Origin of the sequence: Microbacterium sp. NPDC090014 (genome assembly GCF_044748285.1) — a bacterium.
Lineage (GTDB): Bacteria > Actinomycetota > Actinomycetes > Actinomycetales > Microbacteriaceae > Microbacterium.
Map to the genome: position 1 here is coordinate 429,778 of NZ_JBIVFS010000002.1, position 24,859 is coordinate 454,636.

Here is a 24,859-nt window from a genome sequence, read left to right on the forward strand (position 1 = left end):
GCGCCGACGTGCGTCCAATGCCCCTGGGTCACCCGGCCCAGGTCGGTAAGACGCTTAAAGAGAGAGAGCAGACAATGGCGGGACAGAAGATCCGCATTCGCCTGAAGTCGTATGACCACGAGGTCATCGACACGTCCGCACGCAAGATCGTCGACACCGTGACCCGTGCGGGCGCAACAGTCGTCGGCCCCGTGCCCCTTCCGACCGAGAAGAACGTCGTGTGCGTCATCCGGTCGCCCCACAAGTACAAGGACAGCCGCGAGCACTTCGAGATGCGCACCCACAAGCGTCTGATCGACATCGTCGACCCGACGCCGAAGGCTGTCGACTCGCTGATGCGTCTCGACCTGCCTGCCGATGTCAACATCGAGATCAAGCTCTGAGGTCGGACATGGTTGACATCAACTCCAAGATTTCCAAGGGCATGCTCGGCACCAAGCTCGGCATGACCCAGGTGTGGAACGAGAACGGCAAGCTCGTTCCCGTCACCGTCATCGAGCTCGCCTCGAACGTGGTCACGCAGATCCGTACCCCCGAGAAGGACGGCTACAACGCCGTGCAGATCGCGTACGGCCAGATCGACCCGCGCAAGGTGAACAAGCCGCTGACCGCCCACTTCGAGGCCGCCGGCGTCACGCCGCGTCGTCACGTCACCGAGATCCGCACCGCGGATGCCGCTGACTACTCGCTGGGCCAGGAGCTCACGGTCGACGGCACGTTCGAAGCCGGTCAGCTCGTCGACGTCGTCGGCACGAGCAAGGGCAAGGGCTTCGCCGGTGTCATGAAGCGTCACAACTTCAAGGGCGTCTCGGCTTCGCACGGTTCGCACCGCAACCACCGCAAGCCCGGCTCCATCGGCGCATCGTCGACCCCGAGCCGCGTCTTCAAGGGCATGCGCATGGCCGGCCGTATGGGTGGCGAGCGCGTGACCGTCCTCAACCTCACGGTGCACGCCGTCGACATCGAGAAGGGTCTGCTGCTCGTCAAGGGCGCCGTCCCCGGTGCTCGTGGTCGCATCGTCTACGTCCGCAACGCAGTGAAGGGTGCCTGATCATGGCTGACTCCACTCTCGCGCTTGACGTCCTCAAGGCAGACGGCAAGAAGGCTGGCTCGATCGAGCTTCCCGCCGAACTGTTCGACGCCAAGACGAACATCCCGCTCATCCACCAGGTCGTCGTCGCGCAGCTCGCGGCGGCTCGCCAGGGAACCCACTCGACCAAGCGTCGCGGTGAGGTCTCGGGTGCAGGCCGCAAGCCCTTCAAGCAGAAGGGCACGGGTAACGCCCGTCAGGGCTCGATCCGCGCGCCGCACATGACCGGTGGTGGAATCGTGCACGGCCCCAAGCCGCGCGACTACTCGCAGCGCACCCCCAAGAAGATGATCGCCGCAGCCCTCCGTGGTGCACTCAGCGATCGCTTCCGCGGGGACCGTCTGCACGTGATCGACACGTTCGGCACCGATGGCGCCCCCTCGACGAAGGCAGCCGTGAGCTTCCTCTCGCAGGTCGCCACGTCGAAGAACGTCCTGGTCGTCATCGTGCGCAACGACGAGCTCGCGCTCAAGAGCATCCGCAACCTCAGCAACGTTCACGTTCTGACGTTCGACCAGCTCAACGCCTACGACGTTCTCGTCTCCGACGACATCGTCTTCACCCAGGCCGCGATCGAGGGCTTCATCGCCTCGAAGTCCGGCGCCAACCAGGAGGTCTCCGCATGAGCGAGCAGGCATCTGTTCTCCAGACGGCCCTGAACAAGGACCCGCGCGACGTCATCCTGAAGCCGGTCGTGTCCGAGAAGAGCTACGGTCTCATCGACGAGGGTAAGTACACCTTCCTCGTGGACCCGCGCGCTTCGAAGACCGAGATCAAGCTCGCCATCGAGAAGATCTTCGGCGTCAAGGTCGCAGGGGTCAACACCCTCAACCGCGTCGGCAAGGCTCGTCGCACCCGCTTCGGCACCGGCAAGCGCAAGGACACCAAGCGCGCCATCGTGACCCTGAAGTCGGGCACCATCGACATCTTCACGGCAATCGGCTGATCCGGGGGATAAGGACAATAATGGCTATTCGCAAGTACAAGCCCACGACCCCGGGCCGTCGCGGCTCGTCGGTGGCTGACTTCGCCGAGATCACCCGATCGACGCCGGAGAAGTCGCTGCTGCGCCCGCTCTCGAAGACCGGTGGTCGCAACAACCAGGGCCGCATCACGACCCGTCACATCGGTGGTGGCCACAAGCGCCAGTACCGTGTCATCGACTTCCGTCGCAATGACAAGGACGGCGTCGACGCCCGCGTCGCTCACATCGAGTACGACCCCAACCGCACGGCACGCATCGCGCTGCTGCACTACTTCGACGGCGAGAAGCGCTACATCCTCGCGCCGGCGAAGCTGAAGCAGGGCGACGTCGTCGAGTCGGGTGCTGGTGCCGACATCAAGCCGGGCAACAACCTCCCGCTGAAGAACATCCCGACGGGTACCGTCATCCACGCGATCGAGCTCCGTCCCGGTGGCGGCGCGAAGATGGCACGTTCGGCCGGTGCATCCGTCCGTCTCGTGGCCAAGGATGGCAACTTCGCCCAGCTGCGTCTGCCCTCGGGCGAGATCCGCAACGTCGATGCGCGCTGCCGCGCGACCATCGGCGAGGTCGGCAACGCCGAGCAGTCGAACATCAACTGGGGCAAGGCCGGCCGCATGCGCTGGAAGGGCGTCCGCCCGACCGTCCGTGGTGTCGCGATGAACCCGGTCGACCACCCGCACGGTGGTGGTGAGGGCAAGACGTCCGGTGGACGTCACCCCGTCTCCCCGTGGGGCCAGGCTGAGGGTCGCACCCGTCACGCCAACAAGGAAAGCGACAAGTACATCGTGCGTCGTCGTAACGCCGGCAAGAAGCGTAAGTAGGAGTAAGAGAAGATGCCTCGCAGTCTTAAGAAGGGCCCCTTCGTCGACGATCACCTGCTTCGCAAGGTGGTCGTGCAGAACGAAGCCGGCACCAAGAACGTCATCAAGACCTGGTCTCGCCGGTCCATGATCATCCCGGCCATGCTGGGTCACACGATCGCGGTCCACGACGGTCGCAAGCACATCCCCGTGTTTGTGTCCGAGACCATGGTCGGCCACAAACTGGGCGAGTTCGCGCCCACCCGCACCTTCCGCGGCCACGAGAAGGACGACAAGAAGGGCCGCCGCCGCTGACGCGGTGGCGATAGAGGAGAGAGAAATGGTGGAGTCCATCGCACGCGTGCGACACATCCGCGTGACCCCTCAGAAGGCTCGTCGTGTCGTCGCGCTCATCAAGGGCAAGCAGGCCCAGGAGGCTCTGGCGATCCTGAAGTTCGCACAGCAGAGCGCCAGTGAGCCGATCTACAAGCTTGTCGCGTCGGCCATGGCCAACGCACAGGTCAAGGCGGATCGTGACGGCGAGTACCTCGACGAGCAGGACCTGTACGTGGCTAACGCCTACGTAGACGAGGGGACGACGCTCAAGCGTTTCCAGCCTCGTGCACAGGGTCGCGCTTTCCAGATCAAGAAGCGCACGAGCCACATCACGGTCGTGCTCTCGACGCCTGAGGCGGCTCCGGCCGCTGCAAGCGACAGCAACAAGAAGGCGAGCAAGTAATGGGACAGAAAGTAAACCCGTACGGCTTCCGCCTCGGCATCACCACGGACCACGTGTCGCGTTGGTTCTCGGACTCGACGAAGCCGGGTCAGCGTTACGCCGACTACGTCGCCGAGGACATCAAGATCCGCAACCTGCTGAAGACGCAGCTCGACCGCGCCGGTGTCTCGAACATCGAGATCGAGCGCACCCGTGACCGCGTCCGCGTCGACATCCACACCGCCCGTCCGGGCATCGTGATCGGTCGTCGTGGCGCCGAGGCCGAGCGCATCCGCGGCGACCTCGAGAAGCTCTCGGGCAAGCAGATCCAGCTGAACATCCTCGAGGTCAAGAACCCCGAGGCTGACGCTCAGCTCGTCGCACAGGGCATCGCCGAGCAGCTGTCTGCTCGCGTGGCGTTCCGTCGTGCGATGCGCAAGGGTCTCCAGGGCGCGCAGCGCGCTGGCGCCAAGGGCATCCGCATCCAGGTCTCCGGCCGCCTCGGCGGCGCCGAGATGAGCCGCTCGGAGTTCTACCGCGAGGGTCGTGTGCCGCTGCACACGCTGCGCGCGAACATCGACTACGGCTTCTACGAGGCGAAGACCACCTTCGGCCGCATCGGCGTGAAGGTCTGGATCTACAAGGGTGACCTGACCAACAAGGAGCTTGCTCGCGAGCAGGCCAACGCCCCGAAGTCCCGTCGTGACGACCGTGGTGGCGACCGCCGCCGCGCGCCGCGCAACGAGGCCCCTGTCGCAGAAGGAGCGTCTGCCTGATGCTTATTCCCCGCAAGGTCAAGTACCGCAAGCAGCATCACCCCAAGCGTGATGGCCAGGCCACCGGTGGCACGAAGGTCTCCTTCGGCGACTTCGGCATCCAGGCCCTCACCCCCGCTTACGTGACCAACCGTCAGATCGAGTCCGCTCGTATCGCGATGACGCGTCACATCAAGCGTGGTGGAAAGGTGTGGATCAACATCTACCCCGACCGCCCCCTCACCAAGAAGCCTGCCGAGACCCGCATGGGTTCCGGTAAGGGTTCCCCCGAGTGGTGGGTCGCCAACGTCAAGCCGGGTCGCGTCCTCTTCGAGGTCGCAGGCGTCAATGAGGAGCTCGCTCGCGAGGCCCTCACCCGAGCAATCCACAAGCTGCCGCTGAAGGCACGCATCATCAAGCGCGAGGAGGGCGACGCGTAATGGCGATCGGCACCAAGGAGCTCGCTCCGGCAGAGCTCGACACGTTCGAAGACCAGCGCCTCGTTGAGGAGCTGCGTAAGGCCAAGGAGGAGCTGTTCAACCTCCGTTTCCAGTCGGCCACCGGCCAGCTGGAGAGCCACGGCCGCATCCGCGCCGTCAAGCGCGACATCGCGCGCCTGTACACCGTGATCCGCGAACGCGAGCTGGGCATCCGTGCGACGCCCGCTCCGGTCGAGGCTCCGGCCAAGAAGGCGACCAAGTCGAAGGCGAAGAAGGCGGACTCCGCTGACGACGCCGTGAAGGAAGAGGCTGAGTGATGGCCACCAAGAAGGAAGCTGCCGTCGAGGCTGAGCACGCAGAGCACGATGTTCGCGATGCGGATGCCCGTGGGTACCGCAAGTCGCGTCGTGGCTACGTCATCAGCGACAAGATGGACAAGACCATCGTGGTCGAGGTCGAGGACCGCGTGAAGCACCCGCTTTACGGCAAGGTCATCCGCCGCACCTCGAAGGTCAAGGCGCACGATGAGGCGAACTCCGCCGGAATCGGCGACCTCGTCCTGATCAACGAGACCCGCCCGCTCAGCGCCACGAAGCGCTGGCGTCTGGTGGAGATTCTGGAGAAGGCCAAGTGATCCAGCAGGAATCCCGCCTCAAGGTCGCCGACAACACCGGCGCGAAGGAACTGCTCACCATCCGTGTGCTCGGCGGCTCGCGCCGTCGTTACGCCGGACTCGGTGACACGATCGTCGCGACCGTCAAGGACGCGATCCCCGGCGGCAACGTCAAGAAGGGCGATGTGGTCAAGGCCGTCATCGTCCGCACGGTCAAGTCCACGCGTCGTCCCGACGGCTCGTACATCAAGTTCGACGAGAACGCCGCCGTGATCCTGAAGAACGACGGGGAGCCCCGCGGCACCCGTATCTTCGGACCGGTCGGTCGCGAGCTTCGTGACAAGAAGTTCATGAAGATCGTCTCGCTGGCGCCGGAGGTTATTTAAGTCATGGCGAAGATCAAGAAGGGTGACCTGGTTCAGGTCATCACCGGAGCCACGCAGGAGCGTGGCGGCGACCGCGGCAAGCAGGGCAAGGTCCTCGAGATCCTGTCCGACAAGAACCGCGTCATCGTCGAAGGCGTGAACTACGTCACCAAGCACACGCGCGTCGGACAGACGCAGCGTGGCACCAAGACGGGCGGCCTCGAGACTGTCGAGGCCTCCATCCACATCTCGAACGTCGCACTCGTCGACCCCTCGACCAAGAAGCCGACCAAGGTCGGCCACCGGGTCGAGGAGCAGACCAAGGACGGCGTCAAGCGCACCGTCCGTGTGCGGTACGCGAAGAAGTCAGGTAAGGACCTCTGATGGCAACCACCGACGCTGCGGTGGCTGGCAAGATCCAGCCCCGCCTGAAGGCGAAGTACAAGGCCGAGATCCAGCAGAAGCTGCAGGATGAGTTCGGCTACACCAACGTGATGCAGATCCCCGGTCTGGTCAAGGTCGTCGTGAACACCGGTGTCGGTGAAGCGGCCCGCGACAGCAAGGTGATCGACGGCGCGATCGACGATCTCACCAAGATCACCGGTCAGAAGCCCCTCGTCACGAAGGCTCGCAAGTCGATCGCGCAGTTCAAGCTGCGCGAGGGCCAGGCCATCGGCGCACACGTCACCCTCCGCGGTGACCGTGCGTGGGAGTTCCTGGACCGTCTCGTCTCGCTCGCTCTGCCCCGTATCCGCGACTTCCGCGGCCTCTCGGGCAAGCAGTTCGACGGAAACGGCAACTACACCTTCGGTCTCCAGGAGCAGAGCGTGTTCCACGAGATCGATCAGGACAAGATCGACCGGGTTCGCGGTTTCGACATCACCGTCGTCACCACCGCGAAGACGGACGACGAAGGTCGCGCGCTTCTTCGTCACCTCGGCTTCCCCTTCCGTACGGAAGACGCCCAGGCGTAAGCGGTTTCGGGCGGGGCGCACAGCGCCCCGCCCGATCCCGTACAATTGAAGATTGCGTGTCATCGCAGGCCGTCTGTCGTGTAACGGCAGCCGGAACCTCATGAACAAAGGAAAACAACAATGACAATGACAGACCCGGTCGCAGATCTGCTGACCCGTCTGCGCAACGCGAACTCGGCGCATCACGACTCCGTGACCCTGCCGTCGAGCAAGCTCAAGACGCACATCGCCGAGATCCTCCAGCAGGAGGGCTACATCGCTGGATGGGAGACGACTGACGCTCGCGTCGGATCGAACCTCACCCTGCAGCTGAAGTACGGCCCCAACCGTGAGCGTTCGATCGCGGGCATCAAGCGCGTGTCGAAGCCCGGCCTCCGCGTCTACGCGAAGTCCACCGAGCTGCCCAGGGTCCTCGGCGGACTCGGCGTGGCCATCCTGTCCACCTCCTCCGGTCTCCTCACTGACCGTCAGGCAGAGCAGAAGGGCGTGGGCGGAGAAGTTCTCGCCTACGTGTGGTAATCGAAAATGTCGCGTATTGGACGACTTCCCATCGACGTTCCCGCGGGCGTGACCATCTCGGTCGACGGCCGTGAGGTCGCGGTGAAGGGCCCCAAGGGTGAGCTCACCCTGACGGTCGCCAAGCCCATCGAGGTCGCGGTCGAGGAGAACCAGGTTCTCGTCACCCGTCCCGACGACGAGCGTGAGTCCCGGTCGCTTCACGGCCTGACCCGCACGCTCATCAACAACAACATCATCGGCGTGACCCAGGGCTACACCAAGGGTCTCGAGGTCGTCGGAACCGGTTACCGTGTCGCTCAGAAGGGCAGCTCGGTCGAGTTCGCCCTCGGCTTCTCGCACCCGGTCCTCATCGACCCGCCCGCCGGTATCACGCTCACGGTCGAGGGCACCAACAAGCTCACCGTCAGTGGTATCGACAAGCAGGCTGTCGGCGAGGCAGCTGCGAACATCCGCAAGATCCGCAAGCCCGAGCCGTACAAGGGCAAGGGCGTGCGTTACGCCGGCGAGGTCGTGCGTCGCAAGGCCGGAAAGAGTGGTAAGTAACCATGGCTCTCAAGTCAAAGTCTGACGCCCGCGCGCGTCGTCATGCCCGCCTTCGCAAGAAGGTCGTCGGCACCGAGGCGCGTCCGCGTCTCGTCGTCAACCGCTCGGCTCGCCACGTCTTCGTGCAGCTTGTCGACGACAGCAAGGGTCACACCGTCGCGTCGGCATCGACGCTCGAGACCGACCTGCGTTCGCTCGAGGGTGACAAGACCGCCAAGGCCCGCAAGGTCGGCGAGCTTCTCGCCGAGCGTGCGAAGTCTGCCGGCGTTTCCGAGGCAGTGTTCGACCGTGGCGGAAACCGCTACGCCGGTCGTGTCGCCGCCATCGCCGACGGCGCCCGCGAAGGGGGTCTGGCACTGTGAGTGACAACAAGGAGAACGAAGTGACCGAAGCGGCAGCTGCCACTTCCGAGACTGCCACCGGCACCACGCAGGCAGAGCCGTCTCAGCGCGACAACCGCCGTGGCGGCCGTAGCGACCGCAACCAGGGTGGCCGTGACCGCAACTCCCGCGATCGTGGGGACAACCAGTTCCTCGAGCGCGTGGTCACCATCAACCGCGTCTCGAAGGTCGTGAAGGGTGGTCGTCGCTTCAGCTTCACCGCTCTCGTGGTCGTCGGCGACGGCAACGGTCTGGTGGGCGTCGGCTACGGCAAGGCCCGCGAGGTCCCTCTGGCGATCTCGAAGGGTGTCGAAGAGGCCAAGCGCAACTTCTTCCGCGTTCCGCGCGTCGGCAGCACCATCCCGCACCCCGTGCAGGGTGAGGCCGCAGCAGGCGTCGTCCTGCTCCGTCCGGCCGCCGCCGGTACCGGTGTCATCGCCGGTGGTCCGGTTCGCGCCGTGCTCGAGTGCGCCGGCATCCACGACGTGCTGTCGAAGTCGCTCGGCTCGTCGAACACGATCAACATCGTGCACGCGACGGTGACGGCCCTGAAGATGCTCGAGGAGCCCCGTGCGGTCGCCGCACGTCGTGGCCTCGAGTTCGACCAGGTCGCACCCGCGCGTCTCGTCCGTGCGGAGGCTGACGCCATCGCCGCACAGAAGGTAGGTGCCTGATGGCTGCGCGCCTGAAGGTCACGCAGGTCAAGTCCAAGGTGAGCGAGAAGCAGAACCAGCGTGACACGCTGCGCAGCCTCGGTCTGAAGCGAATCGGTGACAGCACCGTTCGCCCCGACGACGCGCAGACGCGCGGTTACGTCAAGACCGTCGCCCACCTCGTCAAGGTTGAGGAGATCGACTAATGGCTGAGAAGAACGAAGCCGCAGGCGCCGAGAAGGCCCCGAAGAAGGCTGCCGCTCCCAAGGCCGCAGCCGAGAAGAAGCCCGCCGCCAAGAAGGCACCGGCGAAGGCGACCGAGGCCAAGGCCGACGCCGTCAAGAAGCCGGCTGCCAAGAAGGCTGCGCCGAAGAAGGATGCTCCGGCATCCCGCCCCGGCGTGCTGAAGGTGCACCACCTGCGTCCGGTCCCCGGATCCAACACCGCGAAGACCCGTGTCGGTCGCGGTGAGGGCTCCAAGGGTAAGACCGCGGGTCGCGGTACCAAGGGCACGAAGGCTCGCAACACCGTTCGCGTCGGCTTCGAGGGTGGGCAGATGCCTCTGCACATGCGCACCCCGAAGCTGCGCGGGTTCAAGAACCCGTTCCGCGTCGAGTACCAGGTCGTGAACCTGGAGAAGCTCGCGGAGCTGTACCCCACAGGTGGCGACGTCACCATCAGCGACCTGGTCGCCAAGGGTGCCGTTCGCAAGAACGAGAAGGTCAAGGTTCTCGGAGACGGCGACATCGCCGTGAAGCTCACCGTCGCGGTCGACAAGGTCTCGGGTTCCGCCGAGCAGAAGATCGTGGCGGCTGGCGGATCCGTCAAGTAACCACTTCATGAGAGGGGTCGGAGATTCTCCGGCCCCTCTTATGGGTTAGCCTGTTCTTTCAGCCGTCCTTCAGGGATCGGCAACCTTTCAGGAGGACGTCCTTGTTTAGCGCCATCGCGCGGATCTTCCGCACGCCCGACCTGCGTCGGAAGATCGGTTTCACCCTCGCCATCGTCGCCATCTACCGGCTTGGCTCGAATGTGCCTGCTCCGTTCGTGAACTTCCCGAACGTCGAGGAGTGCCTCGCGCTGAACTCCGGGACGGAGGGACTCCTCGGACTCGTCAACCTGTTCTCGGGTGGCGCGCTCCTCCAGCTCTCGATCTTCGCCCTCGGCGTGATGCCGTACATCACTGCGACGATCATCACCCAGCTCCTTCGCGTGGTCATCCCTCACTTCGAGGCTCTGCACAAAGAGGGCCAGGCCGGCCAGGCCCGTCTGACCCAGTACACGCGCTACCTCACCATCGCTCTCGCACTGCTGCAGTCGACGACGCTGGTCACGGTGGCCCGCAGCGGTCAGCTCTTCGGCACCACCGACATCGCCGCGTGCCAGAACCTCCTCACCAACGACGTGTGGTGGGCGCAGCTGCTCATCATCATGGCGATGACCGCCGGCACGGGCCTCATCATGTGGTTCGCGGAGCTCGTCACCGAGCGCGGTATCGGCAACGGCATGTCGCTGCTCATCTTCACCTCGATCGCCGCGACGTTCCCCGGAGCCATGTGGCTCATCTGGGAGAGCAAGGGCTTCGAGGTCTTCCTCCTGGTGCTCCTGGTGGGAATCATCGTCATGGGCCTCGTCGTCTTCGTCGAGCAGTCCCAGCGCCGCATCCCGGTGCAGTACGCCAAGCGCATGGTCGGTCGCCGCACCTACGGCGGCACCAACACGTACATTCCGATCAAGGTCAACATGGCCGGTGTGATCCCCGTGATCTTCGCCTCGTCGCTGCTGTACATCCCGGCGCTCATCGCACAGTTCAACACCCCGCAGGACGGCTCCGAGCCGGCAGCGTGGGTCACCTGGATCAGCGCGAACTTCACGACCGGCAACAGCCCGATCTACATGGCCGTGTACTTCCTGCTGATCATCGGCTTCACGTACTTCTACGTCGCGATCACCTTCAACCCGGTCGAGGTCGCCGACAACATGAAGAAGTACGGCGGGTTCATCCCCGGCATCCGTGCCGGTCGTCCGACCGCCGAGTACCTCGACTACGTGCTCACGCGCATCACGCTGCCCGGATCGATCTACCTCGGCCTCATCGCGCTGATCCCGCTCATCGCTCTCGCCACCGTCGGCGCCAACCAGAACTTCCCGTTCGGCGGCGCATCGATCCTCATCATCGTGGGTGTCGGTCTCGAGACGGTCAAGCAGATCGACGCACAGCTGCAGCAGCGACACTACGAAGGGCTCCTCCGATGACTCGATCAGCTCGTCTCCTCATCGTCGGTCCGCAGGGCTCGGGGAAGGGCACGCAGGGCGTCCGCATCGCAGAGTCCTACGGCATCCCGGTCGTCTCGACGGGCGACATCTTCCGCGCGAACATCAAGGAGGGCACGCCGCTCGGCCAGCAGGTCACGGCGATCCTCGACAAGGGCGATCTCGTTCCCGACGAGCTCACCAGCGAGATCGTTCGCGATCGCCTCTCGCAGGACGATGCAGCCAAGGGCTTCCTGCTCGACGGATACCCCCGCAATGCCGCGCAGGTCGAGCACCTCGACGCGTTCCTCGGTGCCCGGGGGGAGTCCCTCGACGCCGTCATCCTGCTCGACGTCCCGCGCGAAGAGAGCATCGAGCGTCTCAAGCTCCGTGCAGCGGAGCAGGGTCGCTCGGATGACACGGATGAGGCGATCGCACACCGTCTCGACATCTACGAGCACGAGACGGCCCCGATCCTCGAGGTCTACGGCCCCCGTGGGATCGTCGACCGCATCGACGGCGTGGGCTCGCTCGACGAGATCACCGAGCGCGTGTTCGCGGCGCTGACCGCACGCGGTCTGCGCCTCGCGGCCTGATCACCGAACGATGTTCCGCAAGTCGATCTACAAGAGCGCGGCTCAGCTGCGTGCGATGGTGGAGCCCGGTCTCATCACGGCGGCTGCGCTCGACGCCGTGCGGCCGCTGATACGACCCGGTGTCACGACTCTCGAGCTCGACGCCGAAGCGAACCGTGTGATCCTCGCCCGTGGCGCGGAATCGAACTTCCAGCTCGTTCGCGGATACCGGCACACCACCTGCATCTCGGTGAACGAAGAGGTCGTCCACGGCATCCCGGGTGAGAGGGTCCTTCAGGCAGGCGACATCGTCTCGATCGACTGCGGCGCGCAGTTCCAGGGCTGGAACGGCGACAGCGCCATCACCGTCGTCGTCCCTGATGAGACGCGCCCCGAGCTGGTCGCCCGGCGCGAGGAGCTCTCGCGGGTCACGGAGGGCTCGATGTGGGCGGGGATCGCCGCCATGGCGTCCGCTTCGCACCTCGGTGACATCGGAGCCGCGATCCAGGGTTACATCGAGGCACAGGGCCCGTCAGCCGTCTCCGGCGAGACGTACGGCATCCTGCGCGAGTACGTCGGCCACGGCATCGGACGCAAGATGCACGAGGCGCCCAGCGTCTTCAACTACCGCACGCCCGACCCGGGCGCCGAGGTCAAGCCCGGTCTCGTGCTGGCGATCGAGCCCATGGTCACCGCCGGCAGCGACGAGACCTTCGTCGAGGACGACGACTGGACCGTCTCGACGGTCGACGGCACCGACGGCTCGCACTGGGAGCACAGCGTCGCACTGCACGCGGATGGGATCTGGGTGCTGACCGCGGCAGACGGGGGAGCGGCCGGTCTCGCCCCGTTCGGCGTGACGCCGACCCCGATCGCCTGAAGTCGGCGCTGTCGGTCACGGCGCGATCGGCGATCCAGCGCTCGATCACAACGTGCGCATAGGTTTCTCCGGGCACAATGGGTGTATGGGTGCGCGTGCGCCCGAGGACTTCAAGCCGGGTCCGCCATGGGCGGACCGCGACAGAAACGGAAAGCAATGGCAGCCGCGAAGAGCAACACCAACTGGTTCGTGATCGGCGTCTCGGCGGCAGTGGTGGTCGTGCTGGCCGTTCTGGCCTTCGTCGTCGTGTTCCTGAACAACCAGGCGACCTCCCCGGGCACGGCCCCGCAGAGCTCGATCGTGAACGAGGAGACCGGCGCCATCTCGTTCGGGTCGGGCGAGGACGAGATCGACACCTACGTCGACTTCATGTGCCCCGTCTGCGGGCAGTTCGAGGACGTCTACGGCGAGCAGCTGCAGGCGGCAGCCGCCGACGACAAGATCACGCTGAACATCCACCCGGTGTCGATCCTCAACCGCTACTCGACGACGGGGGAGTACTCCTCGTTGTCGGCCGGCTCGATGTACTGCGTCGCCGCCGAGGCTCCCGACTCGACTCTCGACTACTTCAACCTGCTCTTCGCGAACCAGCCGGAAGAGAACTCGGCCGGTCTCAGCGTCGAGGAGCTGAGCGCGCTCGCCGAGCAGGCCGGGGCAGGCGCCGCGGCTGACTGCATCGCCGACGGCACCTACAACAAGTTCGCCGACTCGCAGACGAAGACGCATGAGATCACCGGAACCCCGACCGTCGAGGTCAACGGGAACCGCATCGAGAACAGCGAAATCGAGGCGGAGTTCGCCAAGATCCTCGGCTGATCCCGTCTCATCCGATCAACGGGAGTTCCGGCATCCTGCTCAGGTTGCCGGAACTCCCGTTGTCGGATAACATAGATCCTTGGTGCCTTGCGCCTTGATTCGGCGTGTCTGAATCGGCAGAGGTATCGCAATCCAATCACCCACCGCAGATCGACCGGTCTGCAGAAGCGTCAGCGAGGCTATGGCTAAGAAAGACGGTGTCATCGAGATCGAGGGCGTGATCTCCGAGGCTCTGCCCAACGCGATGTTCCGCGTTGAGCTCTCCAACGGACACAAGGTCCTTGCAACGATCTCAGGCAAGATGCGGCAGAACTACATCCGCATCATCCCCGAAGACCGTGTGGTCGTGGAGCTCAGCCCCTACGACCTGACCCGCGGACGAATCGTCTACCGCTACCGCTGATCGGTCGAGAAGTAACACCCCAGGCACTCAGCCTGCCCGGTGAAGACAGCGAATAGGACACATCATGAAGGTCAACCCCAGCGTCAAGCCCATGTGCGATCACTGCAAGGTGATCCGCCGTCACGGCCGCGTCATGGTCATCTGCAAGAGCAACCCGCGCCACAAGCAGCGCCAGGGCTGAGCGCCCGTCGGCGATGCCGACGGACTCTTCGGATCTGACTCACAACTCAATACACACAACGGCAGGATCAGATCCCACGCGAGTGGGGGACACCTCGGGGCGGAGGCCCGAGCACCGATCCTGCTCCACACCTCCACAACACTCAGGAGAACCGCATGGCACGTCTTGCCGGCGTTGACATCCCGCGCGATAAGCGCGTGGTGATCGCCCTTACCTACATCTACGGCGTCGGCCGTACCCGCTCGGTCGAGATCCTCAAGGCTACGGAGATCGACGAGAGCATCCGCGTGAAGGACCTCAGCGATGACCAGCTGATCGCCCTCCGCGACTACATCGAAGGCAACTACAAGGTGGAGGGTGACCTGCGCCGCGAGGTCGCCGCAGACATCCGCCGCAAGGTCGAGATCGGCTCCTACGAGGGCATCCGCCACCGTCGTGGCCTCCCGGTCCGTGGTCAGCGCACCAAGACCAACGCCCGTACCCGCAAGGGCCCGAAGCGCACCGTCGCAGGCAAGAAGAAGGCCCGCTAAGCGCGGCCCCAGGGACTAGGAGAACACTTTCATGGCTGCACCCAAGGCCGCCGCGCGCAAGCCGCGCCGCAAGGAAAAGAAGAACATCGCGCTGGGCCACGCCCACATCAAGTCGACGTTCAACAACACGATCGTCTCGATCACCGACCCGTCCGGCGCTGTCATCAGCTGGGCATCGTCGGGTGGCGTGGGCTTCAAGGGCTCGCGCAAGTCGACGCCCTACGCCGCTGGAATGGCTGCCGAGTCGGCCGCCCGCCAGGCGCAGGAGCACGGCGTCAAGAAGGTCGACGTCTTCGTCAAGGGACCGGGCTCGGGTCGCGAGACCGCGATCCGCTCGCTGACGGCCGCCGGCCTCGAGGTCGGCTCGATCCAGGACGTCACGCCGCAGGCGCACAACGGCTGCCGCCCGCCGAAGCGCCGCCGCGTCTGATCCGGCTTGTTGAGCCGCTCGGTCCTTCGGGTCCGAGCGGCTCGACGCCCGCCAGCGCGGGCATCGACTCCCAAAACTCAAGACCTCACCCCACCACATGTCATATAGCGGGCATGTGATCGAAAGGAACACAGAGTGCTTATTGCACAGCGTCCCACACTGACCGAGGAAAAGATCGTCGAGAACCGTAGCCGGTTCATCATCGAGCCTCTGGAGCCCGGCTTCGGATACACGATCGGCAACGCGCTTCGTCGCAGCCTGCTGTCGTCGATCCCCGGCGCCGCGGTCACCAGCGTTCGCATCGACGGCGTGCTGCACGAGTTCAGCACCATCCCCGGCGTGAAGGAGGATGTCACCGAGATCATCCTCAACATCAAGCAGCTCGTGGTCTCGTCGGAGCGCGACGAGCCCATCACCGCTTACCTGCGCAAGACCGGTTCGGGCGAAGTGACCGCCGCTGACATCTCGGCTCCGGCCGGTGTCGAGGTCCAGAACCCCGAGCTCGTCATCGCGACGCTCAACGAGACGGCGAAGTTCGAGCTCGAGCTCACGATCGAGCGTGGCCGCGGCTACGTCTCGGCGACGCAGAACCGCAACGAGTACGCCGAGGCCGGTCAGATCCCGATCGACTCGATCTACTCGCCGGTGCTCAAGGTCAGCTACCGCGTCGACGCCACCCGTGCGGGTGAGCGCACCGACTTCGACAAGCTCGTCCTCGACGTCGAGACCAAGTCCGCCATCAGCCCCCGCGACGCCGTCGCTTCGGCTGCGAAGACGCTCACCGAGCTGTTCGGTCTCGCCCGCGAGCTGAACGTCGAGGCTGAGGGCATCGAGATCGGCCCGGCACCGGTGGAGGCAGTGAACTCCAGCGAGCTGTCGATGCCGATCGAGGACCTCGACCTCTCCGTCCGCTCGTACAACTGCCTGAAGCGTGAGGGCATCAACACTGTTTCCGAGCTCGTCGCCCTGTCGGAGACGCAGCTCATGAACATCCGCAATTTCGGCCAGAAGTCGGTCGACGAGGTGCGCGACAAGCTCATCTCGCTCGGTCTGTCGCTCAAGGATTCGGTGCCCGGTTTCGACGGCGCCCACTTCTACGGCGGCAGCGAAGACGAGTCCTTCTGATACCCGACCTTTCTGACCAGGAGTTAGACGATTATGCCCAAGCCCACTAAGGGTCCCCGCCTCGGAGGCGGCCCCGCACACGAGCGCCTGCTGCTTGCCAACCTCGCGGCGGCTCTGTACACCCACAAGTCGATCAAGACGACCGAGACCAAGGCCAAGCGCCTGCGTCCGCTCGCCGAGCGCCTGATCACCTTCGCCAAGCGCGGAGACCTGCACGCTCGTCGTCGCGTTCTCTCGGTCATCGGCGACAAGAGCGTCGTGCACACGCTCTTCGCCGAGATCGCACCGCTGGTCGCAGACCGTGAGGGTGGCTACACCCGCATCACGAAGGTCGGCAACCGCAAGGGTGACAACGCCCCCATGGCAGTGATCGAGCTCGTTCTCGAGCCCGTCACGCCCAAGGCGAAGTCCACCAAGAAGGCTGCCAAGGCTGAGAAGCCGGCCGAGGTCGTCGAGGAGGCTCCCGCTGAGGAGGCTCCCGTCGAGGATGCTCCGGCAGACGAGACCGTCGAGGCCGGCGCCGAGTCGCAGGCCGAGGGCGAAGCAGCCGAGGCTGCCGCCGAGGACGCTGTCGAGAAGAAGTCCGAGTAAGCACCTCGCTCACTCGAAGAAGCCCGCCGCCCCGTGAGGGGCGGCGGGCTTCTTCGTGTATCCGGCGCCTGGACTCAGCGTGCGCGCAGATCCTTGCGCAGGATCTTGCCGGATGCCGACTTGGGAATGGCGTCGATGAACTCGACCTGCCTCACCTTCTCATGAGGCGCGACATGGGCGGCGACGTGCGCCATCACCGCATCCGCGTCGAGGTCTGCTCCCTGCTGCGCGACCACGAACGCCTTGGGTACCTCCTGTCCATCCGCGTCGGGCACGCCGATCACGGCCGCATCGGCGATGGCCGGATGCTCGAGCAGGACCGCCTCGAGCACGGCCGGCGCGACCTGGTAGCCCTTGTACTTGATGAGCTCCTTGAGACGGTCGACGATCCGGAAGATGCCGTCGTGCGTCACCGTCGCCACGTCGCCGGTGTGAAGCCAGCCGTCGCTGTCGAGCATCTCGGCCGTCGCATCCGGCCGGTTGAGGTATCCGGCCATCACCTGGGGACCGCGGATCAGGAGCTCGCCCGGTTTGCTGGCGCCCTCGGCCGGTGCGGTGACATCGGAGCCGTCCTCCGCGACGAGACGCGCCTCCGTGTTCGCGAGCAGCATCCCCACGGACGAGCGGTCGATGTCCGGGCGGTCGTACGGGATCGCGTGCGTGACCGGGCTCGTCTCCGTCATTCCGTAGCCCTGACAGACCGTGCACCCCAGCCGATCGGCCACTGCGGATGCGAGAGCGCCGTCGAGCGGAGCAGCCCCCGAGAAGATGACCTTGATCGCGGAGGTGTCGTACTGATCGATGAGCGGATGCTTCGCGAGCGCGACGGCGATCGGCGGCGCGATGAAGACCCAGCTCGTCCGGTGCTCCTGCACGACCCGGAGGAACTCCGTCAGGTCGAACTTCGGCATCGTGACAAGAGCCGCGCGCTGGCGCAGCGCGAAGTTCAGCAGCACCGTCATCCCGTAGATGTGGAAGAACGGCAGGACGGCGAGTACTCGGTCGTCGTCACCGAGAGAGATCGTCGAGCGGCACTGGCTGACGTTCGCGATCAGGTTGCGGTGGGTCAGCATGACGCCCTTGGGCCGGCCGGTCGTGCCCGAGGAGTAGGGGAGTACGGCGAGATGCGTCGCCGGATCGAAGCTCACCTCGGGAGCGGGGCGACCCTCGCCGAGCAGGGCAGGCAGCGACGGATGCCCCTCGGCGCCGTCGAGGACGATCACGTGGTCGTCGGCGAGTCCGACGGCGTCCGCGGCGGCCTTCGCGCCCGGCAGCAGCGGCGAGACGGTGATCAGCCACGTCGCCTCGGCGTCGGTCAGCTGGTTCGCGATCTCCTCGGCCGTGTACAGGGAGTTGATCGTGGTCGCCGTCGCTCCTGCCCGCAGGATGCCGTGGAAGACCGTCGCGAAGGCCGGGATGTTGGGACAGAGGACCCCGACCTTCGTCCCGACGTCCACCCCTCGCGCTGCGAGCGCGCCCGCGAAGAGGTCGATCTGGGCGATCAGCTGACGGTAGGTCGTGGTGGCGCCGCTGACTCCGTCGACGAGGGCGACTGCGTCGAGACGGTCTTCCTCGACGTCTCCGAAGAGGAACTGGTGGATCGAGACCGCGGGGATCTCGACATCGGGATAGGAACTGCGCACCATGAGATCTCCTTCGATCCGGGTCATCGACGACGCCGTCTGATGCGATCCAGTGTCGCACAGGAGGAGACCCGGTCCCAGGGGTATGGAGGACACATGACCGAGGTGCCGACGCCGCGGAGAGTAGGCTGATCCGGTGAGCGATGCAGAGACCCTGAGCAGAGGGCCTCGCGCCTATACGGCATTCATCGGAATCGGCCTGATCGCAGGCCTCCTCTCCGGCCTCTTCGGCGTCGGCGGCGGCACGGTGATCGTTCCGCTGCTCGTGCTCTTCCTGCATTTCAATCAGCGTCTCGGCGCCGGCACGTCGCTCGCAGCGATCGTCCCGACGGCGACGGTGGGCGTGATCTCCTACGCGATCAACGGATCGGTGGCGTGGATCCCCGCTCTGATCCTGGCGGCAGGCGCCGTGGTGGGTGCGCAGATCGGCACGCGGCTGCTGCCGAAGATCTCGCAGACGGTGCTGCGCTGGTTCTTCGTCGGCTTCCTGGTGATCGTGATCGTGAGCCTGTTCCTGGTCGTCCCTTCGCGCGACGCCGAGTTCGAGCTGGAGCTGCTCAACGGGCTCGCGCTGCTCGCGGTCGGAGTCGGCACCGGAGTCCTCGCCGGTCTGATCGGTGTCGGCGGGGGCGTGATCGTGGTGCCCGTGCTGATGCTCGCATTCGGTACGAGCGACCTCGTGGCCAAGGGCACGTCGCTGCTCATGATGATCCCGACCGCGATCTCGGGCACCATCGGCAACCTGCGCAATCACAACGTCGATCTCGTGGCCGCGGCGATCGTCGGGGTCTCCGCCTGCACGACCACCGCGCTCGGAGCCTGGCTGGCCACCCTGATCGACCCCACGGTGGGCAACATGCTGTTCGCGGCATACCTCGTGGTGATCGCGGTGCAGATGGCGATGAAGGCGATCAAGGGGCGCAAGAAGAAGGACTGAACGCCCTTAGTTCCGGCTTACGGGCACCGTGTCCCATGACCGAGAAAGTAGGATCGAGGGGTGGCAGTCAACCAAGATCTGGTCGGCCGGGAGTTCCCGCCGACGTCCCCCTACCTCGTCGGCCGTGAGAAGGTGCGTGAGTTCGCGCGTGCCGTCTTCGCCGATGCACCGCAGCACACCGACGTCGAGGCGGCTCGCGCAGCCGGTTTCGCCGACGTCGTCGCGCCCCCGACGTTCGCGATGGTCATCCAGGACCACACTCTCCAGCAGCTCCTCGCCGAACCGGACTCCGGCATCGTCCTGGCGCGCACGATCCACGCCGAGCAGAAGTTCGCGTACTCGCGCCCCATCGTCGCGGGTGACGAGCTCACAGGTCGACTGCGCGTGACCGGCATCCGCATGATGGGCGGCAACGCCATGATCACCAGCGCGGCGGAGATCACGGATGCCGACGGCGAGCACGTCGTCACCGCCACCAGCGTGCTGCTGGTCGGCGCGGAAGAAGGAGCCGAGTGATGCCGTTCGCTGTCGGAGACGTCGTCGCGGAGCGCACCGTCCATCTCACCCGCGAATCGCTCGTGCGGTACGCAGGAGCATCGGGTGACTTCAATCCGATCCACTACCGGGACGACATCGCCGCCGAGGTGGGTCTGCCGGGAGTGCTCGCGCATGGCATGCTCACGATGGGCATCGCGTCGTCGGTGGTCGTCGCGGCTCTCGAACCGGGAACGCGGATCCTCGACTACGGCGTGCGCTTCACCAAGCCGGTCGTGGTGCACCCGATCGAGGGAGCGGACCTCCACGTCATCGCGACCGTCGGTGCCGTCGACGACGAGTCGACTCGGATCGATCTCAAGGTCACGTTCGCTGAGACGACGGTCCTCGTCAAGGCGCAGCTGCGCGTCGCCTCCTGATGGGTGGCGCTGTGCACGAGGTCGAGCCGCTGAGGCTCGCGACTCTCACGACCCTGCGCACGGGAGGCGCCCCGGAGCGCATGCTCGAGGCATCGACCACGGCGGAGCTGATCGACGCGCTCACCGATGTCTGGTCCCGCGGCGACGAGTGGTTCGTGCTGGGCGGAGGATCCAACCTGTTCATCGGCGACGAGTCGTTCGAGGGGACGGTCATCCGCGTCCTCACCCGCGGCATCGAGGAGCTGCCCTCGCCGCACGCGGGACGCATCAGGCTGCGTGTGCAGGCGGGGCATGGCTGGGACGAACTCGTCGCCTATGCGGTCGAGCACGGTTACGCCGGTCTCGAGGCGATGAGCGGCATCCCGGGCACCGTCGGCGCCTCACCCGTGCAGAACATCGGGGCGTACGGGCAGGAGATCCAGGAGACCCTGGTCGAGGTCGAGCTGATCGACGAGGCCACCGGCGAGGTGTCGGTGGTGCCGGCATCCGAACTGGGGCTCGGTTTCCGCACCTCCGTGCTCAAGCATCACTACGGCAGCGTGCCGCAGCGTCGGGCCGTCATCCTGTCGGTCACGGTCGACCTTCTCGTCGCTGACGAGCGCGTGGTGCGCGGCGAGCAGCTCAGGAGGGCGCTGGGTCTGGACTCCGACGCCCCGGTGCCGCTGACCTGGGTGCGCGAGCGGATCCTCGCCACCCGCGCCTCGAAGGGGATGCTGCTCGACGAGAACGATCCGGACACCCATGGCGTCGGCTCGTTCTTCCAGAACGCGATCGTGCCGGAGGTCGTGGCCCGTGCTCTGCCGCCCGAGTGCCCGCGGTGGCCGGTGACCCCGGATCTGGATACCGTCACGGTGATCCCGCTCGCCTCGTACGACGGGTATGTCCCTCCCGCCAAGCCGGAGGCCCCCGACGTCAAGGTGAGCGCAGCGTGGCTGATCGAGCAGGCCGGAATCCGCAAGGGGTTCAAGCTGCCGCGCTCGCGCGCCTCGGTCTCGACGAAGCACGCGCTCGCCCTCACCAACCGGGGCGGGGCGACAGCGGCCGAGGTCTCGGAGCTCGCACGATTCATCCAGAGCCGCGTCCATTCGGAGTTCGGTCTCGTGCTGCAGCCGGAGCCCGTGCTGCTGGGCGTCGAGCTCTGAGTCGCGACGCAGCGAGCCCGCGCCCGCCTGACAACGTCGTCCGTTGGCCGTACACTCGCGGCATGAGCGGACTGATCCCGTACCTGCTGTTTCCCGGAAACGCGGCCGAAGCGCTGGAGCACTACCGTGACGTCTTCGGAGGAGAGCTTCAGCTCGTCGACTATGCCAGTGCGGGTCGTGCAGACGGTCCGGCCGATGCGGTCGCCCACGGGCAGCTCTCAGGACCGGTCGAACTGGCGGGAGCGGATGCCGGTGCGGACGACGATGCCGTGCAGATGAGCGGGATGTTCCTCTCTCTGCTCGGCACCGCCGACGCGTCGACGCTGACGAGCTGGTTCGACCGGCTGTCAGAGCACGGCCGAGTGACCGACGCCCCGCAGAAGCGCGTGTGGGGCGACTACGACGGCACCGTCACCGACCGCTACGGCATCCGCTGGCTGATCGGCTTCCACGACGAGGAGTGATCTCGTCGCAGACCGGCCTCAGGCGAACAGACGCTGCAGTCGCTGCACACCCTCGAGGAGCTGGTCGTCGCCGAGCGCGTACGACATGCGGATGTACCCGGAGGGACCGAATGCCTCGCCCGGGACGACGGCCACCTCGGCCTGCTCGAGGATGAGGTCGGCGAGCTCGAGCGAGGTCGTCGGCGTCTTGCCGCCCCACGTGCGTCCGAGCAGACCCTGCACGTCGGGGTAGACATAGAAGGCGCCCAGTGGGTTCGGCACCACGAGTCCGTCGATCTTCGACAGTTCGGACACGATGAGGCGGCGGCGGCGGTCGAACGCCTCGCGGAACTGCTCGGCTTCGGTCTGGGGCCCGTTGAGGGCAGCGATCGCCGCCTTCTGCGCGACGTTGTTGACGTTGCTCGACAGGTGGGACTGCAGGTTCGCGGCGACCTTGATGGCATCCGCCGGTCCGACCATCCAGCCCACGCGCCAGCCGGTCATGGCGTAGGTCTTCGCGACGCCGTTGACGAGGATCGTCTGCCCCGCCACCGCGGGCACGGCCTCGACGATGGAGGTCGCCTTGACGCCCTCATAGGTGAGGTTCTGGTAGATCTCGTCGGAGATGACCCAGATGCCGTGCTCGAGTGCCCACTCGCCGATCGCCGCGGTCTCCTCGGCCGTGTACACCGATCCGGTGGGGTTGGAGGGCGACACGAACACGAGTGCGGTCGTACGCTCGGTGCGTGCGGCCTCGAGCTGGTCGACGGTGACCTTGTAGTCCTGATCGGCGCCCGCGAAGACCTCGACCGGGGTGCCGTCCGCAAGACGGATCGCCTCGGGGTAGGTCGTCCAGTACGGCGCAGGCAGAAGCACTTCGTCGCCCGGGTTCACCACGGCCTGGAACGCCTGGTAGACCGACTGCTTGCCGCCGTTGGTCACGATGACCTGGCTCGGCGAGACCTCGAGGCCGGAGTCACGCAGCGTCTTCGCGGCGATCGCCTCGCGCAGCGCGGGCAGGCCCGGAGCCGGGGTGTACCGGTAGCTGGCGGGATCGGCGAGCGCCTCGGCGGCCGCATCGACGATGAACTGCGGGGTCGCGAAATCGGGCTCGCCGGCGGCGTACGAGATGATCGGCTTGCCTTCGGCCTTGAGCGCCTTGGCCTTGGCGTCGACCTTGAGGGTCGCGGATTCGGCGATGGCGGAGAGCTTGCGGGAGAGAGGAGCGCGTTCGGTCACGACTACGAGCGTACCCGGGTCGACCCCGCCGATGACGGGTGAATGGTCGTCAAGAATCACGGTTCTTTCGTGCTGATGCTCGCCGCTCAGGCGGTGTGCATGCCGTGCGCGCGCGCGACGGCATCCAGGGTGATGCGGCCGCCCTGGACGTTGAGGCCCCGGGCCAGTGCGGCGTCGTCGGCTGCTGCACGCTCCCACCCCTTGCCGGCGATGGCCGAGACATACGGGAGTGTGGCGTTGGTCAATGCCCGCGTGGCCGTCTCGGGCACCGCGCCCGGCATGTTCGCGACGCAGTAGTAGATCGAGTCGTGCACCGCGAACGTCGGGTCGTCGTGCGTCGTGGGGCGCGAGCCTTCGAAGCATCCGCCCTGGTCGATGGCGATGTCGACCAGCACGGATCCGGGCTTCATGGTCGCGACCATGTCGTCGGTCACGAGCTTCGGCGCCGCAGCCCCGGGGATGAGCACGGATCCGATGACCAGGTCGGCCGTCGCGAGCTCTTCGGCGATGTCATACCGGCTCGACGCGCGAGTCTGCAGAGCACCGCCGTAGCGGTGCTCGAGCTCGCGGAGTCGCGGCAGCGAGATGTCGATGACGGTCACCTGTGATCCGAGCCCGAGCGCGTTCGCGGCCGCGTGCTCACCGGCGACACCGCCGCCGATCACGACGGTCTTGGCGCGCGGGGCGCCCGCGATGCCTCCCATGAGCACGCCCCGTCCTCCTGCGGATCGCATGAGGGAGTATGACCCCATCGTCACGGACAGGCGTCCCGCGATCTCGCTCATCGGCACGAGCAGAGGGAGGCTGCGGTCGGGCAGCTGCACCGTCTCGTAGGCGACGGCGGTGGTGCCCGCGTCGACGAGCGCCGTCGTCAGCGCTCGGTCGGCGGCGAGATGCAGGTAGGTGAAGAGGGTGAGATCCGAGCGCAGGAACCCGTACTCCTGGGCGATCGGCTCCTTGACCTTGATGAGCAGCTCCGCCTCGCCCCAGGTCTCCTCGGCGGTGTCGACGATCTCGGCACCGGCTATCCGGTAGGCCTCGTCGGAGATGCCTGAACCGACGCCCGCTCCGGACTGCACGAGCACGCGGTGGCCCTCGTGCACCAGACGGTCTGCGCCTGCGGGGGTGAGCGCGGTGCGGTTCTCGTTGTTCTTGACCTCGGTCGGCACGCCGATCTTCATCGATCCTCCAAGTGACGGTTGCGTGAGTGCATTTCAGAATCGCAGAAACTTCGATCATTCGACAGAATGCCTGAAGAAGATTCGCGCTTGGGGTGATTCCTGCATAATCGTTCGCATGGAGACGTCACCCGAAACCCCTCAGCCGAACACCCTTCGGGCACCGGCTCTCGACGCCATCGACGCGAGGATCGTACAGCTGCTGAGCGCGGACGGTCGGATGACGAACGCCGAGCTCGCGGGTCACCTCGGAGTCGCACCGTCGACCGCGCACGCGCGTCTGCGCGCACTCGTCGAACGCGGAGTCATCAGCGGCTTCCATGCCAGCGTCGACGAGCGGAAGCTGGGCGCCGGCCTGCAGGCCATCATCGGAGTGAGCCTTCGGCCTAGCGCTCGGCGCGAGAGCATCGTCGAGTTCGCCGACCGTGTGCGCGCTCTGCCCCAGGTGATCCAGGTCTTCTTCCTCGGCGGCGATGACGACTTCCTGCTGCACATCGCGGTGGCCGACTCATCGGAGATGCGCGAGTTCGTGCTCGAGCATCTGTCGGCCCAGAGCAGCGTCGCCTCGACCAGGACCAGCATCGTGTTCGACTATCACCGCAACTCGGTGGCTGCGTCGTTCCGCTGACGCGCGTGACGGCTGGCGGAGCGCCGCTCTCGCGGCCGCACGCAACGTATATTGCATGGCTTCTGGCGCGAACCTAGGGTGAGGGCGGGGACGGAGCAGCCGATGCGCACGCGGCG

General features: G+C 66.0%; 39 protein-coding genes. 36 read left to right on the forward strand and 3 right to left on the reverse strand.

All coding sequences use genetic code 11. The annotated features are described in order from the left end of the window. Nucleotides 1-74 precede the first annotated feature (74 nt). From rpsJ to rplQ, 30 genes are all read left to right on the forward strand, one after another. Complete coding sequence (rpsJ, locus tag ACIPV5_RS15425) at nt 75-383, forward strand: 30S ribosomal protein S10 (RefSeq protein WP_017201594.1); 309 nt, start codon at nt 75-77, stop codon at nt 381-383. A gap of 8 nt (nt 384-391) precedes the next feature. After that, nucleotides 392-1,051 (forward strand): 50S ribosomal protein L3, encoded by a 660-nt coding sequence (rplC, locus tag ACIPV5_RS15430; protein WP_053097486.1) that lies wholly within the window; start codon nt 392-394, stop codon nt 1,049-1,051. Between the two features lie 2 nt (nt 1,052-1,053). Next, nucleotides 1,054-1,716, forward strand: a complete 663-nt coding sequence (gene rplD, locus ACIPV5_RS15435; protein ID WP_053097485.1) for a 50S ribosomal protein L4 — start codon at nt 1,054-1,056, stop codon at nt 1,714-1,716. Then, nucleotides 1,713-2,036, forward strand: coding sequence for a 50S ribosomal protein L23 (rplW, locus tag ACIPV5_RS15440; RefSeq protein WP_053097484.1), 324 nt, complete (start codon nt 1,713-1,715; stop codon nt 2,034-2,036). The genes rplD and rplW overlap by 4 nt, the downstream gene beginning before the upstream one ends. 20 nt (nt 2,037-2,056) lie before the next feature. Beyond that, on the forward strand, nt 2,057-2,896 hold the full coding sequence (gene rplB / locus ACIPV5_RS15445) for a 50S ribosomal protein L2 (protein ID WP_053097483.1): 840 nt from the start codon (nt 2,057-2,059) through the stop codon (nt 2,894-2,896). A gap of 12 nt (nt 2,897-2,908) precedes the next feature. After that, nucleotides 2,909-3,190: a 30S ribosomal protein S19 gene (rpsS, locus tag ACIPV5_RS15450; RefSeq protein ID WP_017829205.1), complete on the forward strand. Its 282-nt coding sequence runs from the start codon at nt 2,909-2,911 to the stop codon at nt 3,188-3,190. Nucleotides 3,191-3,215: 25 nt separating this feature from the next. Beyond that, entirely contained in the window at nt 3,216-3,614 is a 399-nt protein-coding gene (gene rplV / locus ACIPV5_RS15455; RefSeq protein ID WP_053097482.1) for a 50S ribosomal protein L22, read from the forward strand. Continuing rightward, complete coding sequence (rpsC, locus tag ACIPV5_RS15460; protein WP_042538759.1) at nt 3,614-4,369, forward strand: 30S ribosomal protein S3; 756 nt, start codon at nt 3,614-3,616, stop codon at nt 4,367-4,369. Before rplV ends, rpsC begins: the two co-directional genes overlap by 1 nt. After that, nucleotides 4,369-4,788, forward strand: coding sequence for a 50S ribosomal protein L16 (gene rplP / locus ACIPV5_RS15465; RefSeq protein WP_053097481.1), 420 nt, complete (start codon nt 4,369-4,371; stop codon nt 4,786-4,788). The genes rpsC and rplP overlap by 1 nt, the downstream gene beginning before the upstream one ends. Next, on the forward strand, nt 4,788-5,105 hold the full coding sequence (gene rpmC, locus ACIPV5_RS15470) for a 50S ribosomal protein L29 (protein ID WP_017829202.1): 318 nt from the start codon (nt 4,788-4,790) through the stop codon (nt 5,103-5,105). The genes rplP and rpmC overlap by 1 nt, the downstream gene beginning before the upstream one ends. Continuing rightward, nucleotides 5,105-5,422, forward strand: a complete 318-nt coding sequence (gene rpsQ / locus ACIPV5_RS15475; RefSeq protein ID WP_053097480.1) for a 30S ribosomal protein S17 — start codon at nt 5,105-5,107, stop codon at nt 5,420-5,422. The genes rpmC and rpsQ overlap by 1 nt, the downstream gene beginning before the upstream one ends. Continuing rightward, nucleotides 5,419-5,787 (forward strand): 50S ribosomal protein L14, encoded by a 369-nt coding sequence (gene rplN, locus ACIPV5_RS15480; RefSeq protein ID WP_053097479.1) that lies wholly within the window; start codon nt 5,419-5,421, stop codon nt 5,785-5,787. The genes rpsQ and rplN overlap by 4 nt, the downstream gene beginning before the upstream one ends. A 3-nt stretch (nt 5,788-5,790) precedes the next feature. Beyond that, complete coding sequence (gene rplX / locus ACIPV5_RS15485) at nt 5,791-6,150, forward strand: 50S ribosomal protein L24 (protein ID WP_045253837.1); 360 nt, start codon at nt 5,791-5,793, stop codon at nt 6,148-6,150. Beyond that, entirely contained in the window at nt 6,150-6,740 is a 591-nt protein-coding gene (rplE, locus tag ACIPV5_RS15490) for a 50S ribosomal protein L5 (protein ID WP_053097478.1), read from the forward strand. The genes rplX and rplE overlap by 1 nt, the downstream gene beginning before the upstream one ends. Nucleotides 6,741-6,860: 120 nt before the next feature. Next, nucleotides 6,861-7,259, forward strand: coding sequence for a 30S ribosomal protein S8 (gene rpsH / locus ACIPV5_RS15495; protein WP_045253835.1), 399 nt, complete (start codon nt 6,861-6,863; stop codon nt 7,257-7,259). 6 nt (nt 7,260-7,265) lie between these two features. Continuing rightward, complete coding sequence (gene rplF / locus ACIPV5_RS15500; RefSeq protein ID WP_053097477.1) at nt 7,266-7,802, forward strand: 50S ribosomal protein L6; 537 nt, start codon at nt 7,266-7,268, stop codon at nt 7,800-7,802. Nucleotides 7,803-7,804: 2 nt separating this feature from the next. Next, complete coding sequence (gene rplR, locus ACIPV5_RS15505; RefSeq protein ID WP_053097476.1) at nt 7,805-8,164, forward strand: 50S ribosomal protein L18; 360 nt, start codon at nt 7,805-7,807, stop codon at nt 8,162-8,164. Continuing rightward, nucleotides 8,161-8,856 (forward strand): 30S ribosomal protein S5, encoded by a 696-nt coding sequence (rpsE, locus tag ACIPV5_RS15510; RefSeq protein ID WP_072591671.1) that lies wholly within the window; start codon nt 8,161-8,163, stop codon nt 8,854-8,856. The genes rplR and rpsE overlap by 4 nt, the downstream gene beginning before the upstream one ends. Then, nucleotides 8,856-9,041: a 50S ribosomal protein L30 gene (gene rpmD, locus ACIPV5_RS15515; protein ID WP_042538783.1), complete on the forward strand. Its 186-nt coding sequence runs from the start codon at nt 8,856-8,858 to the stop codon at nt 9,039-9,041. Before rpsE ends, rpmD begins: the two co-directional genes overlap by 1 nt. Beyond that, nucleotides 9,041-9,667 (forward strand): 50S ribosomal protein L15, encoded by a 627-nt coding sequence (rplO, locus tag ACIPV5_RS15520; RefSeq protein ID WP_072591670.1) that lies wholly within the window; start codon nt 9,041-9,043, stop codon nt 9,665-9,667. The genes rpmD and rplO overlap by 1 nt, the downstream gene beginning before the upstream one ends. A gap of 101 nt (nt 9,668-9,768) precedes the next feature. Then, nucleotides 9,769-11,091: a preprotein translocase subunit SecY gene (gene secY / locus ACIPV5_RS15525; protein ID WP_053097474.1), complete on the forward strand. Its 1,323-nt coding sequence runs from the start codon at nt 9,769-9,771 to the stop codon at nt 11,089-11,091. Continuing rightward, nucleotides 11,088-11,684 (forward strand): adenylate kinase, encoded by a 597-nt coding sequence (locus tag ACIPV5_RS15530; RefSeq protein WP_053097473.1) that lies wholly within the window; start codon nt 11,088-11,090, stop codon nt 11,682-11,684. Before secY ends, ACIPV5_RS15530 begins: the two co-directional genes overlap by 4 nt. A gap of 10 nt (nt 11,685-11,694) precedes the next feature. Continuing rightward, the gene (gene map / locus ACIPV5_RS15535) at nt 11,695-12,543 is read left to right on the forward strand and encodes a type I methionyl aminopeptidase (protein WP_072591669.1); all 849 of its coding nucleotides are present in this window, start codon (nt 11,695-11,697) and stop codon (nt 12,541-12,543) included. Between the two features lie 156 nt (nt 12,544-12,699). Further along, nucleotides 12,700-13,359, forward strand: coding sequence for a DsbA family protein (locus tag ACIPV5_RS15540; RefSeq protein ID WP_400341777.1), 660 nt, complete (start codon nt 12,700-12,702; stop codon nt 13,357-13,359). Nucleotides 13,360-13,540: 181 nt separating this feature from the next. Continuing rightward, on the forward strand, nt 13,541-13,762 hold the full coding sequence (gene infA, locus ACIPV5_RS15545) for a translation initiation factor IF-1 (protein ID WP_017201569.1): 222 nt from the start codon (nt 13,541-13,543) through the stop codon (nt 13,760-13,762). A gap of 64 nt (nt 13,763-13,826) precedes the next feature. Next, nucleotides 13,827-13,943, forward strand: coding sequence for a 50S ribosomal protein L36 (rpmJ, locus tag ACIPV5_RS15550; RefSeq protein WP_033106073.1), 117 nt, complete (start codon nt 13,827-13,829; stop codon nt 13,941-13,943). A gap of 155 nt (nt 13,944-14,098) precedes the next feature. Further along, entirely contained in the window at nt 14,099-14,473 is a 375-nt protein-coding gene (gene rpsM / locus ACIPV5_RS15555; protein WP_047524098.1) for a 30S ribosomal protein S13, read from the forward strand. Between the two features lie 31 nt (nt 14,474-14,504). Next, nucleotides 14,505-14,903: a 30S ribosomal protein S11 gene (gene rpsK, locus ACIPV5_RS15560; RefSeq protein ID WP_045253826.1), complete on the forward strand. Its 399-nt coding sequence runs from the start codon at nt 14,505-14,507 to the stop codon at nt 14,901-14,903. A 135-nt stretch (nt 14,904-15,038) separates the two neighbouring features. Beyond that, nucleotides 15,039-16,028: a DNA-directed RNA polymerase subunit alpha gene (locus ACIPV5_RS15565; RefSeq protein WP_042538798.1), complete on the forward strand. Its 990-nt coding sequence runs from the start codon at nt 15,039-15,041 to the stop codon at nt 16,026-16,028. Nucleotides 16,029-16,061: 33 nt separating this feature from the next. Further along, nucleotides 16,062-16,619 carry a 50S ribosomal protein L17 gene (gene rplQ, locus ACIPV5_RS15570; protein ID WP_400341780.1) on the forward strand — a complete coding sequence of 186 codons (558 nt, stop codon included), beginning with the start codon at nt 16,062-16,064 and terminating at the stop codon, nt 16,617-16,619. Between the two features lie 74 nt (nt 16,620-16,693). Here rplQ and ACIPV5_RS15575 read toward each other — a convergent pair whose 3' ends face one another. Beyond that, a complete protein-coding gene (locus ACIPV5_RS15575) occupies nt 16,694-18,265 on the reverse strand; it encodes an AMP-binding protein (RefSeq protein ID WP_400341782.1) in 1,572 nt (523 codons plus the stop codon). Between the two features lie 133 nt (nt 18,266-18,398). Between ACIPV5_RS15575 and ACIPV5_RS15580 the strand changes: the two genes are divergently transcribed. The 5 genes from ACIPV5_RS15580 to ACIPV5_RS15600 all read left to right on the forward strand — a co-directional run bounded on the left by ACIPV5_RS15580 (nt 18,399) and on the right by ACIPV5_RS15600 (nt 21,719). Then, entirely contained in the window at nt 18,399-19,199 is an 801-nt protein-coding gene (locus ACIPV5_RS15580; RefSeq protein WP_053097468.1) for a sulfite exporter TauE/SafE family protein, read from the forward strand. Between the two features lie 60 nt (nt 19,200-19,259). Further along, nucleotides 19,260-19,715, forward strand: a complete 456-nt coding sequence (locus ACIPV5_RS15585; RefSeq protein ID WP_056279753.1) for a MaoC family dehydratase N-terminal domain-containing protein — start codon at nt 19,260-19,262, stop codon at nt 19,713-19,715. Continuing rightward, nucleotides 19,715-20,113, forward strand: coding sequence for a MaoC/PaaZ C-terminal domain-containing protein (locus ACIPV5_RS15590; RefSeq protein ID WP_400341785.1), 399 nt, complete (start codon nt 19,715-19,717; stop codon nt 20,111-20,113). The genes ACIPV5_RS15585 and ACIPV5_RS15590 overlap by 1 nt, the downstream gene beginning before the upstream one ends. Continuing rightward, nucleotides 20,113-21,255 (forward strand): UDP-N-acetylmuramate dehydrogenase, encoded by a 1,143-nt coding sequence (locus ACIPV5_RS15595; protein ID WP_400341787.1) that lies wholly within the window; start codon nt 20,113-20,115, stop codon nt 21,253-21,255. The genes ACIPV5_RS15590 and ACIPV5_RS15595 overlap by 1 nt, the downstream gene beginning before the upstream one ends. Nucleotides 21,256-21,317: 62 nt before the next feature. Beyond that, on the forward strand, nt 21,318-21,719 hold the full coding sequence (locus ACIPV5_RS15600) for a VOC family protein (RefSeq protein WP_400341789.1): 402 nt from the start codon (nt 21,318-21,320) through the stop codon (nt 21,717-21,719). Between the two features lie 18 nt (nt 21,720-21,737). Here ACIPV5_RS15600 and ACIPV5_RS15605 read toward each other — a convergent pair whose 3' ends face one another. Continuing rightward, nucleotides 21,738-22,937 carry a pyridoxal phosphate-dependent aminotransferase gene (locus ACIPV5_RS15605; RefSeq protein ID WP_053099212.1) on the reverse strand — a complete coding sequence of 400 codons (1,200 nt, stop codon included), beginning with the start codon at nt 22,935-22,937 and terminating at the stop codon, nt 21,738-21,740. 86 nt (nt 22,938-23,023) lie between these two features. Continuing rightward, nucleotides 23,024-24,118 carry an alanine dehydrogenase gene (gene ald, locus ACIPV5_RS15610; RefSeq protein WP_400341792.1) on the reverse strand — a complete coding sequence of 365 codons (1,095 nt, stop codon included), beginning with the start codon at nt 24,116-24,118 and terminating at the stop codon, nt 23,024-23,026. Nucleotides 24,119-24,233: 115 nt separating this feature from the next. Between ald and ACIPV5_RS15615 the strand changes: the two genes are divergently transcribed. After that, nucleotides 24,234-24,743 carry an Lrp/AsnC family transcriptional regulator gene (locus tag ACIPV5_RS15615; protein WP_053097462.1) on the forward strand — a complete coding sequence of 170 codons (510 nt, stop codon included), beginning with the start codon at nt 24,234-24,236 and terminating at the stop codon, nt 24,741-24,743. The last annotated feature ends 116 nt before the right edge of the window (nt 24,744-24,859 follow it).

Excerpts from the sequence above, each read along its gene's own strand:
- rpmC (WP_017829202.1), top strand. The coding sequence starts at position 4,788 with ATGGCGATCGGCACCAAGGAGCTCGCTCCGGCAGAGCTCGACACGTTC.
- ACIPV5_RS15595 (WP_400341787.1), top strand. The coding sequence starts at position 20,113 with ATGGGTGGCGCTGTGCACGAGGTCGAGCCGCTGAGGCTCGCGACTCTC.
- rpsQ (WP_053097480.1), top strand. The coding sequence starts at position 5,105 with ATGGCCACCAAGAAGGAAGCTGCCGTCGAGGCTGAGCACGCAGAGCAC.
- rplQ (WP_400341780.1), top strand. The coding sequence starts at position 16,062 with ATGCCCAAGCCCACTAAGGGTCCCCGCCTCGGAGGCGGCCCCGCACAC.
- rplW (WP_053097484.1), top strand. The coding sequence starts at position 1,713 with ATGAGCGAGCAGGCATCTGTTCTCCAGACGGCCCTGAACAAGGACCCG.
- rpsC (WP_042538759.1), top strand. The coding sequence starts at position 3,614 with ATGGGACAGAAAGTAAACCCGTACGGCTTCCGCCTCGGCATCACCACG.
- ACIPV5_RS15530 (WP_053097473.1), top strand. The coding sequence starts at position 11,088 with ATGACTCGATCAGCTCGTCTCCTCATCGTCGGTCCGCAGGGCTCGGGG.
- ACIPV5_RS15600 (WP_400341789.1), top strand. The coding sequence starts at position 21,318 with ATGAGCGGACTGATCCCGTACCTGCTGTTTCCCGGAAACGCGGCCGAA.
- ald (WP_400341792.1), bottom strand. The coding sequence starts at position 24,118 with ATGAAGATCGGCGTGCCGACCGAGGTCAAGAACAACGAGAACCGCACC.
- rpmD (WP_042538783.1), top strand. The coding sequence starts at position 8,856 with ATGGCTGCGCGCCTGAAGGTCACGCAGGTCAAGTCCAAGGTGAGCGAG.
- infA (WP_017201569.1), top strand. The coding sequence starts at position 13,541 with ATGGCTAAGAAAGACGGTGTCATCGAGATCGAGGGCGTGATCTCCGAG.
- rplE (WP_053097478.1), top strand. The coding sequence starts at position 6,150 with ATGGCAACCACCGACGCTGCGGTGGCTGGCAAGATCCAGCCCCGCCTG.
- rplB (WP_053097483.1), top strand. The coding sequence starts at position 2,057 with ATGGCTATTCGCAAGTACAAGCCCACGACCCCGGGCCGTCGCGGCTCG.
- rpsH (WP_045253835.1), top strand. The coding sequence starts at position 6,861 with ATGACAATGACAGACCCGGTCGCAGATCTGCTGACCCGTCTGCGCAAC.
- rplF (WP_053097477.1), top strand. The coding sequence starts at position 7,266 with ATGTCGCGTATTGGACGACTTCCCATCGACGTTCCCGCGGGCGTGACC.
- ACIPV5_RS15590 (WP_400341785.1), top strand. The coding sequence starts at position 19,715 with ATGCCGTTCGCTGTCGGAGACGTCGTCGCGGAGCGCACCGTCCATCTC.
- rpsM (WP_047524098.1), top strand. The coding sequence starts at position 14,099 with ATGGCACGTCTTGCCGGCGTTGACATCCCGCGCGATAAGCGCGTGGTG.
- rplD (WP_053097485.1), top strand. The coding sequence starts at position 1,054 with ATGGCTGACTCCACTCTCGCGCTTGACGTCCTCAAGGCAGACGGCAAG.
- rpsJ (WP_017201594.1), top strand. The coding sequence starts at position 75 with ATGGCGGGACAGAAGATCCGCATTCGCCTGAAGTCGTATGACCACGAG.
- rplC (WP_053097486.1), top strand. The coding sequence starts at position 392 with ATGGTTGACATCAACTCCAAGATTTCCAAGGGCATGCTCGGCACCAAG.
- ACIPV5_RS15615 (WP_053097462.1), top strand. The coding sequence starts at position 24,234 with ATGGAGACGTCACCCGAAACCCCTCAGCCGAACACCCTTCGGGCACCG.
- rplP (WP_053097481.1), top strand. The coding sequence starts at position 4,369 with ATGCTTATTCCCCGCAAGGTCAAGTACCGCAAGCAGCATCACCCCAAG.
- rplO (WP_072591670.1), top strand. The coding sequence starts at position 9,041 with ATGGCTGAGAAGAACGAAGCCGCAGGCGCCGAGAAGGCCCCGAAGAAG.
- rpmJ (WP_033106073.1), top strand. The coding sequence starts at position 13,827 with ATGAAGGTCAACCCCAGCGTCAAGCCCATGTGCGATCACTGCAAGGTG.
- rplR (WP_053097476.1), top strand. The coding sequence starts at position 7,805 with ATGGCTCTCAAGTCAAAGTCTGACGCCCGCGCGCGTCGTCATGCCCGC.
- ACIPV5_RS15575 (WP_400341782.1), bottom strand. The coding sequence starts at position 18,265 with ATGGTGCGCAGTTCCTATCCCGATGTCGAGATCCCCGCGGTCTCGATC.
- ACIPV5_RS15540 (WP_400341777.1), top strand. The coding sequence starts at position 12,700 with ATGGCAGCCGCGAAGAGCAACACCAACTGGTTCGTGATCGGCGTCTCG.
- rplV (WP_053097482.1), top strand. The coding sequence starts at position 3,216 with ATGGTGGAGTCCATCGCACGCGTGCGACACATCCGCGTGACCCCTCAG.
- rplX (WP_045253837.1), top strand. The coding sequence starts at position 5,791 with ATGGCGAAGATCAAGAAGGGTGACCTGGTTCAGGTCATCACCGGAGCC.
- rpsK (WP_045253826.1), top strand. The coding sequence starts at position 14,505 with ATGGCTGCACCCAAGGCCGCCGCGCGCAAGCCGCGCCGCAAGGAAAAG.
- map (WP_072591669.1), top strand. The coding sequence starts at position 11,695 with ATGTTCCGCAAGTCGATCTACAAGAGCGCGGCTCAGCTGCGTGCGATG.
- rpsS (WP_017829205.1), top strand. The coding sequence starts at position 2,909 with ATGCCTCGCAGTCTTAAGAAGGGCCCCTTCGTCGACGATCACCTGCTT.